A 9,819-nucleotide genomic window follows, 5' to 3' on the forward strand; every position below is an offset into this window, starting at 1 on the left:
CCCACCACCAACCCAAACCCAAACCGAGAACACCAACGGCCGGAACGACGGCCACGTCGGTGACGACGACGTGCGGGGGAGCGGGGACGACGGCTCCGACCAGGGGAACAACCGGTTTCCGGAACGCGACGGGAACCCCGCCAGCGCGTCCGGCGACCGGAACGCGGACCGCGACGACGACGAGGACGCCCTCTTCCCACCGGACGACGGGGAGTCCCCGTACGACAGCGACTCCTCCTCCGACCACGACAGCGACGTCTCGTCCGTCTTCGACCAGGACGAAGACTCCTCCCCCCACGACACCGACGACGAGATCTCCCTGTTCGACACCGACGAAACCGCCACCCAACAGGACACCACCACCGAAAAACCGGACGAGAAACCCCACCCCCACACCCCCGGCCTGCACGACGACCCCCTGGGCCCGGACCCCCTCAACCCCAAGTCCGGCGACCACCCCTTCCTCCCCGGCATGAACGACGGACCCCTGACCGTCAACTTCCTCAACGCCATCGTCCCCAACGCCCCCGCCACAGACGCACCGCCCAACACCGAACCAACCGTCCCGAACCCGGGAGGAGCCGGGGACCACGACGCCACGGACGCGACCGGCCGCCCCGCTCCCGTCGACACCGCGCCTCCGGCCAGCCAGACCACCCCGCCCTCCCCCGGTCAGCAACCGCCCACGACCACGCCGCGGAACACGGGGGCCGACGGCGGCCAGCGCTCAGCGCCCTCCGAACGGGACGGCGGTACGCGTTCCCCCCAGCGCACCGAGGACATCAGCACACCGGACTCGCCCGCCCGGGGGTCGAGCCACGACGGCGACGGTGTGCGCACCTCCGCCGAAAGCACACCGCGGACGGAGACCGCACCGCCCGGCCGCGCCGGTCAGGAGGATTCGGGCGCGCCAACGGACGAACGTCGGGGACGCTCCAGCTCCGCGCCCGCCCCCGAACACCGGACCGTGTCGGAGGACGACCGGCGCGGCACCGGCCCCAGGTCGGAGAGCGCGCCGCCACCGCGCACGGAGGGCGTCGAGAACACCCCCGTCGACGAGGGCGGAGAACGGCCCGGCGCGCGGGGCGGGGACGGTTCCCGGGGCGGCGACCGGAACCAGCCCGACGGCAGCCACTCGGACGAGGAGAGCGGTGGCCGTCATTCCGGCGACGACGAAGGCTCCGGGGACGGCGAGGAGGGGACGGACGACGACCGGGACCGTTCCGGGGACGAGGACGGCGACGGATCGGATGGGAACGACGGGAGCAACGAGGACGGCCAGGACGACGATCAGGCGGACGACGACGCGTCCGACCCGGGGGAGTCCCCGACGGACGGGAAGGAGGACCGGGAGCAGGACGACGATGAAGCCACCGGCCAGGCCCCTCCTCCGACCGACGACCCCCAGCCCGCACCGGACCCCGACTACGAGGGTTCGGTGACACCGGACCGCCGCACGCCCCACGACATCGGCTACCTCCTCACCTCGTCCCTGGTGAACGCCAGCATGGTCCACGCCCAGCACCTCGACGCGTTCGTGGACAGGACGCTCGGCGACGACGGCGTGACCGCCCCCGGCGGCGTGCGCGACGGGGTCCGTGACGAGATCTCCGCCCAGCAGAACAGGGACATGTCCGCCTTCTTCACGTCCGACGGATTCTCCACCGAGGTCAGGGGAACGGACGGCTCCGTCTGGAGGGCGCGGGTGAGGCTGTCCCTGCCGGAAGGAAACTTCTACCACGCCCCCACGCGGGCGCTCCCGGACGCGCGGTCACCCCAGACCACGGTGTCCGACGAGGTGGGGGGCAGCGCCTCGTTCGCGGGCAGCGGCGGCCACGGCGGCAACAAGGCCTTCAACCTCGGTTTCACCCTGTCGCCGCTGTTGCTCGGCACGATCGGCGTCGGCGACATCGGACCGCGCGCGATCTTCAGCTTCACCGGCGGGACACGCCAGCGCCAGACCGCGGAGACCACGACCGTCACCTTCGACTCGGCCCTGGGCTACGAGGCCACGGGCGCTCCGGAGGTCTACGCCGCCGACCTGGGCATCGACCTCACCCTGGAGCGGACGACGCCCCCGACGGGTGAGGCCCCCGCCGCACAGGACGGGACACCGTCTCCCGACTCACCCGCTTCCAGGACGGAAAGCACCCGGCCGGGGGAGGAGGACGCGGTCGACGCGAACCCCCGGATCCATCGGAGCACGTACTCGTCCAACGGGCTCGCCCTGGTCCTTCCCGGCAGGGTCACGGAGCACAGGGGCCCCGCGTCGATCACCCTGTCCGACCCCCTGGACGACGGTTCCGACGGGACGGGCACCACTCCCCCCGCCAGGAGGCCGCACCCCTACGTGGCCAACGGGCAGCCCATCAGTGTGGGAGGGTTCCGTGAGATCAGGGGGGAGAACGGTCGGGAGACCCGCGACATCCCCTCCCTGGCCGACTGGGTGGCCGAGAAGATGGTGCCGCCCGAACCCGACCCGGGGTTGTTCGGGCGCATCGCCCCCCACCTGCGTCCCCGCTTCGTCAGGGAACGGCGGCAACAGCTCCTGGAGCATTTCCATGACCAGACGAGGAAGGCGTTCTCCGACGAGGCGATGCGCAGGATCCTGCCCAGGTCGACCCAGGGGGAGTTCGGCATCTCCCTGACCGGTCCCTCGGGCGAGACCCGGACCGTGACGATCAGGAGCGTCCCGGTCTCCTACGTCGCCCGACCGTCGAACGTGCCCGGAGGCGACCAGAGCCGGTCCAGCAAGTCCGAACACGAGGCCTCGGACTCCCTCCAGAAGCACAGGGTCAGCGGTGGAACCGCTGGTGGCGGTGTCGGCATCGACGCCGGACTCCCCGGAACGGACCACAAGGCCCGGTTCGACATCGTGACCGGTGAGGGCGGTGGAAGGCACCGCTCGACGCAGGAGAGCACGGACACCGACTCGGGATCGGTCAAACGCACCTCCACCGTCAAGGACGGGTCGGGCGTCTACGAGGTCACCCGCAACTACTACGTGCACTTCCAGGGGGAGCGGCGGGCGCACAGGCTCACGGGCACCGGCTTCGAGGTCCTCACCGACGCGGACGCGTGGGCCATCAGCGGACGGACACCTCCGGACCCGCGGGACGGGGACGCCTCCACCGGTCAGAGCGCGGCACCCGACGACTCACACAGCGGAAGGGGCGGCACCTCCCAGAAGCGGGACGGCTCCGCCCCCGCCCCCGGCCGGAGCACCCGGGCCACCGACCCCGGCGAGGCCCGGCGTGCGGGCGTAGAAGGTCCGGAAACGCGGGGCTCCCAGCGCGACCGGACGACGGAGAACCGCACCGCCCTCCCCGGCGACATCGTGCCGAGGAACTTCACCTGGCCGAACGGCGGCCTCCACGACAGCCGGGACGGCGGCCCCCAGCGCACCATCTACGACCAGATCCTGCACCAGGTACTGGCCGGTATCCACAAGGAGCGCCCCGGCCTGGTGCTGCCCGACATCACCAGTGGCTCCGAGGACTTCAACCGTCCCCCGGGCGGGGAACGGCGCAACCTCGCACAGGTGTTGCGCGGGCACCGGCCGTTCAGCCGTGACGAGGAGGTCGCCGCACACAACACCGCGCAGATCAGGAAGGCGATCTCCGAGGCCGGTTTCCACGGCGGCATCGACGACCTGAGGACGAACGGGATCACCGTCCACCTGATCGAGACCGCGCGGCTGGACCCCTCCTCGGACAAGGCGACCGGAACCTACCTCACACGGCCCCCGATCAGCACCGTCCGCATCCGGGCCGAGTTCTCCGGCGTGCGGCGCGGCGGGGACGGCGACGGCGGGGACGGTACGAGGGGGATCTCCTTCGAGTACGGCGGCGCGTCCAAGTACGACACCGGCACCGGTACCCAGGACCGCGGCACGGCCAAGGGGTCGACCGGTTTCTACACCCGCCCCACCGACACGGCGGACGCGAACCAGTACCCGCCCCGGTCGGGCATGGCGTCGGCGTCCACCACGTGGACCAGGACGAAGTCGGACTCACGGAACCTGGGCACCAAGGTCAAGAGCGAGCACGGCGTCCTCCACCCGGAGGGCTCCCGCACGTGGATCGCCACCGCGACGATCTCGGCCAGGCTGTACGAACACGACGACATCGGCATGGCCAAGCCCGGCGCGTCCACCAAGCCGGTGTCCGAACGCGGCATCAACCTGTTCGACCCCATCGAGGCACGTTTCACGGCGGACGCGCCCGGGACCACCTCCGGCACCGGCGACGACCGGGCGCCGGACACCTCCGGTTCCACCCAGACCGCACCGGAACCGCGGGACCAGCGCCAGCACACGCCGCAGAACCAGAACCCGCCCGCGGAGCGGGACGGCGACGCCACCGGGAACGGCGGGCGCCCCGCGAACGGGAGCGCGCGGGGCGGCGACCGGACGGGCACCCGGGGAACCGGTCCGGGTACGGGCGGGAACCGGCCCCCCGGCGGCCCCGAGGTCGTCGAGATCTCGACGATGGACACCTCCGAAGCCAGGGGGATGATCCAGGGCCTCACCACGGCGGTCCCGGAGAACGTCCGCCAGCGCCCGGGAGGGCTGGTACGCGCGACGAGGCGGTTGGCGGACCGTTTCCACACGGGGACGGACGGCACCGGCGGCGAGCGGAGGCAGGACGACCGGACCCACCGGTCCCCCCGGACGGACCGCATCGACCGGACGGGCACCACCGGTGCCGACACCGGTCGGGGCCCCACCGTCGGGGCCGACGACGCCCGGGACCCGTCCGACCGGGACGACCCCGCCGACCAGCGGACGAAGGGACAGCGGCAGGCGGACGTCATCCGGTCCCTGGGACCCACGTACCAGCACCTGACCACCCGGTTCACGACCGAGGACGGTCACGTGAACAGCCTGGTCGAGGCGTACTACGGGCACTTCCTCAAACACGCCCCCTGGGACACGGACGGGACCGGCGACGGACCGCGCCTCCTCCAGTTCGAACGTAACCTGCGCAAACTGCGTGATCTCCTGACCAGGTCCGAGGGGAGCAAGCAGTACCCGGAGAACGCCCTCTCCGAGGACGGCCTGCGCAACAACCCGGCGGTGCACGCCTCCAGCGGCCTGCGCACGCACACCGATCAGAGCGGCGGCCTGCGTTCCGGCCACAACCTGCGCACCGAGTCGGCGACCCGGTACGACGTCGACGAGGTCACCAGCCTGGAGCAGTCCGACGCGGCGCTGAGCTGGAAGGACACGACCAGCCTGGACGTGTCCACCACGACGTCGACGAAGGACGACGTCAACGTCCGGGGCGGGGGCGCCGGCAGGTACAACCCCAACCCGATGGAACCGACGGCGGGGGGCGCCGAACACTCCGGCGCTCCCAACTCCGCCACGGACCCGCGGCTACACGCCGGTCCCGCCCTGGGCAGGAGCGTCTACGACTGGTCCGTCAGCGACACTCCCTCGCAGAAGTTCTCGGAGACGGTCGAGTTCAAGCCCGGGATCCACAAGTCGTACAGGTTCAACGCGTCGGGTGTCATCAAACAGGCCGTCGAGTTCTCCAGGAACTGGCGTTACGGACCGCCGTTCCCGCACACCCTGCGCTTCCGCGGCATGCAGGCCCGTCTCCACGACCTCGCCCAGGGGCTGGTCCACGTTCGCGACGCCCAGCAGTCGGGGCTGGTGGAGGACAGGGTCGTGGAGGGGGACGACGGCACCCTGTCCCTCGCCCCGCAGCGCGAGCCGAGGCATCCCGAACACGTGCGTGTACGTCCGGGTGCGGAGGACTCCGGGAAGCTGATGAGGCCGCCCTCAGCGGACAGGGCCCTCAGGGACCTCACCGACAGGCTCGCCAGGTCGGGATGGGAGCTGACCAGGAACAGCCGGAAGGAGATCCTGCACGCGCTCACCTCCTACCGGGGGTTGCGCCCCAACAACGGTCCCCCTCTGCCGGTGAAGGTCAAACCCATCGGACACTCGATCCTCAAGGGAAACACCACGTCGACCACGGCGGTCTCCTTCGAGGCCAAGGTCAACCTGAGGCTCGACACACGCAACCCGAGGATCGACTACGTCGGCGGCAGGGCCCAGTTCACGCAGCGGCAGACCCTGGAGTCCGGGCACACCGGGGAACAGGGCAGGTCCAGCAGCACCACGGCGGGGCTACAGGACGCGGTCGTCCCACCGCTGCCCTACTCCGGTGGAGACCAGCCGTCGGGCCAGGATCCGACCAGCCGCCCCACGGCGATGAACCTGTCCGCCGGTCAGTCCGCGTCGCGGGCGCACGGCGAGGCGACCTCCGTCAAGGACTCGGGCACGCGTTCCGTGGAGATGTCGACGGACACCCCCTACGCCAACGTGTCCATGGACAGCGAACTCACCATCGACCTGGAGATCTCCGAGCACCAGGGCTTCTCCAACACCCTGGCCTGGGAGAACCTGGACGAGGACGAACAGCGCGGTTTCCGGGGCAGGGGGGACTCGGGCACGGTCAGGGTCCTCTACCCGGCCTTCTCCATCGACCTGCCCCGTACCGGGGACGGAGCGGACGGCTCCCCGGACACCTCGGGGAACGGCGGCCCGCGACACGAGGGTGACGGATCCGCGCGGCGGCCGGGCCCGGCCGCCGACCCCCGGACCGCCTCGAACGGCGACGGCACCCAGCGCGTCGACGGTCGGCGCGCCGAGCGGACGCCGTCTCCCCCGCCGCCGGAGAACCCCTCCTCGGACACGTACGCGTCCTTCGGGGAGATGATGCGGAACTGGGCGGAGAGCAGGAACCGGGACGGGGACCCCGACGTCCGGGACGCCGTGCTCCTGCCCACCTCGGTCACCCCCGTGGGCCAGGACCCCCGCGACACAGCACACGTCGTGGTGGCCCGGTCGCTCGGCTGGTCGCCGCCGCCCGGCTCCGTCGACGAGGGGCGCTACACCGCCGAGGCGGTCGCGGACGCCCGCGCGCACGTCGCGGACAAGATCGGGGTGAACGTCCGCAACAACGCCATCGACCACAGCCTCAACCCGCTCGCCCTCAAGTCCCTCTTCCTGCGGTCCCTCGAACCCGGAGGGTCCGACATGATCCGTATGGGCCGGAGCCGGTGGAACGTCAGGGCGCTGCCCGACCCGCGGTCCGCACGGGTGATCGACTACAACCCCGACGTGCGCCTGAGCGACTCCCACGAGTCCGAGCAGACGTTCACCTCCACACACAACACGTCGAACTCGCTGGCCGGAAGCCTGGACGGCAGACCCGCCGGACAGGCCGGCGCCGACATGCCCACGGGCAGGCACGTCGGTTCGTCCGGCCTGGCGGACAGCACGACCGTCGGGGGCACCGCCTCCGAGAGCACCGACGCCAAGGGCCCCTCCCGGGCGAAGCGCACGCGGACCGGTCCCGGCTACCTCGTGGAGTTCGACACCACGTGGGCCATCGGCGCCAGGACGGAGCTGCGCGGAGCCTGGTACAAGCGCGCGGCGAAGCAGGTCGGCCACAAGAGCGCGGACCTGGGACGGGCCACCGTGGACCAGGTGCGCCGGGTGTTCGGCAGGCAGACCGGGGAGGGCTCCCCCCGGGAACGGCCCTCCCGGTGGCAACGCGGTGAGGTGGACACCAAGGTCACCACCTGGATCTCCCACGGCGACGCGGTCAGGCTGGGCGTGATCGCCCCCGACGGCGTCGATCACCTCAAACCGCTGACCGACCGGTTCACCGAGGCCCAGGACGCGCTGGCCGAGGCGGAGAAGGACTACCTCGACGCGCGCGAACCCCTGGACAAGGCCGCCAGGAGGGTCGTCGACACCCGAAACGCGCTGGACGCCGACCGGGGGGAGGGTACGAACCGGGACGGCGCGACCGGAGGGTCCCAGACCGACCCGGGTGACGTAGGGGCGGAGGGCGCCCGGCAGGCCCGGGAGGAGTACGACCGGCTGCGACGGGCCCACGACACGAGCCGGGACGCCTTCGACACGGCGTTGCGGGAGTGGTCCGACGCCCTGCGCGACCTGCGCCGGGCACTCGTCGACACCCCTCCCGTGCAGCCGCCGCGCACCGAGAGCGCGCCGGACACGACGGGGACATCGGGGACGGCGGACACGACGGGCACGTCCTCCGGCGACGGCAAGGGCAAGGCACCCGTGCGCACGGTCACCGGGTCCGGGTCCGGTGGCCCCTCCGTCTCCCCCGAGGCCGCCGCTCCCGCTCCCCCGGCTGATCGGGGTGCTGGTGACAGCGGTCAGGCCCTGCGGGACAGGCTGGGTGAGAACTTCGGCGTCTCCCTGGACGGAGGAGGTGACACCTCCGACTCCGACGACCAGTGGGCGCCCGGGTCCGGTTCCGAGGACCCGGGCGGTTCAGACGGCTCAGACGGCTTCCACCCGGCGCGCCACCCGAGCAGGCACTCCGGGGAGAGCGACACCGTACCGCTCCCGTCCTCCGACCCGCGGCACACCGCCAGCTCCCCCTCCGGGTACGAGACCGACGGTTCGGAGGACCTGTACGGGGTCAGCGACCAGGAGGACCACGGTGTCTCCCCGGACGGCGAGGACGGGCTCGTGGCACCCGTACACGGCGCGGACGGCGCGTCCGGGTCCCCCGTCCCGGAGGCCGCCGCGGTTCCCCTGCCGGAGAGCGACACCTCCTCCGACGACGACGGTGGCACCCCAGTCGCGGAGTCCGGGGAGGGCGACCCCGTTTCCGGGCGGGGCAGGGCTTCCGAGCAGGACACGCGGACGCGGAACACGTCCGACGCGCCGTCCCCGTCCCTCGCCCCGAGCGAGACCGGCGAGAAACCCACCGCCGGCCCCGCCAACACCGAGACCACCGAGGCGTCCCGGCGGAACACCCCCGCGCCCCGTCCCCGTCCACGGACCGCGAGAGCTCCCTCCCTCGACACCATCCCGGAAGAGGACCCCCAGCGTCAGGAGGGCGGGGACGTCCCGTCCCAGCAGGAACCCCCGCCCTCCGCGGAACAGCCGTCGACGCTCTCGGCCCCGGAGTCCGACCTGGCCGCGTTCTTCGATCACGCCCTGAACGGCTCCCCCGACCGGGAGGGGTACGACGCCGACGGTTCCTCCTCCGAGGGGGAGACGACGGACGTCCCCGTTCCGGCCGAGGACGACGGCGGGGTCCGGAAGACCGCGGGCCCCGGACCGGAGGGTGGGAACGCAGCGGAGAACACGGAGGACGAGGACGGCGCCGAGAGCGGCTCCGAGGACGAGGGGGACGACGCCGAGAACGCCTCCGCAGGCAAGAACACGCGCGGGGACGGGGACGAGGACGACGGGAACGACCCGGGCAACGCCCCCGGCGGAGACCGATCCGGCAGCGGTGGCGGCGACCGGTCCGGCGACGGGGACGGTTCCGGCGGCAGGCACCGCTCTGAGCGGAACGGTGGGGACCGCGAGGCGGAGGGGGACGACGGCCGTTCCCCGAAGGAGGACGGTCAGGACGGCGGGAGTTCCCGCGACAGCGGAAACCCGACCCAGCGCCACCCGGCCCCGGACACGGAGCCGGTTCCTGACCTGGTCCCCGATGACGACGACATGTCCCTGTACGACGACCCCGACACGTTGGTGGAGGACCAGCCCTCACACTCCCTGTTCGACGAACCGCCGTTCACGCCCCTGTGGGAACGGGACGACCACGCCCTCAGCGTCCTGGACCCCAAGTACTCCGGCGACGGGAACGGTCCCCTCGGCTTCCTCAACCCCAAGTCCGGTTTCGACCACCCGCTGCCCGCCTCGTTGACCGACTTCATGGCCGCCCCCGTGATCGTGGACGCCGATCAGCCGGGGAACCGCCGGTCCGGCCGCAACGACGACGGGCGGGGCAACGGCGGGGGGGA

1 protein-coding gene is annotated in these 9,819 nt (G+C 72.2%); it reads left to right on the forward strand.

Translation table 11 applies throughout. The features are described 5' to 3' along the window. Positions 1-9,819, forward strand: a 9,819-nt coding sequence (locus D455_RS34355) for a hypothetical protein (protein WP_040685191.1), incomplete at both ends; no start/stop codon positions are given.

This window comes from Nocardiopsis halotolerans DSM 44410 (assembly GCF_000341065.1).
Classification (GTDB): domain Bacteria; phylum Actinomycetota; class Actinomycetes; order Streptosporangiales; family Streptosporangiaceae; genus Nocardiopsis; species Nocardiopsis halotolerans.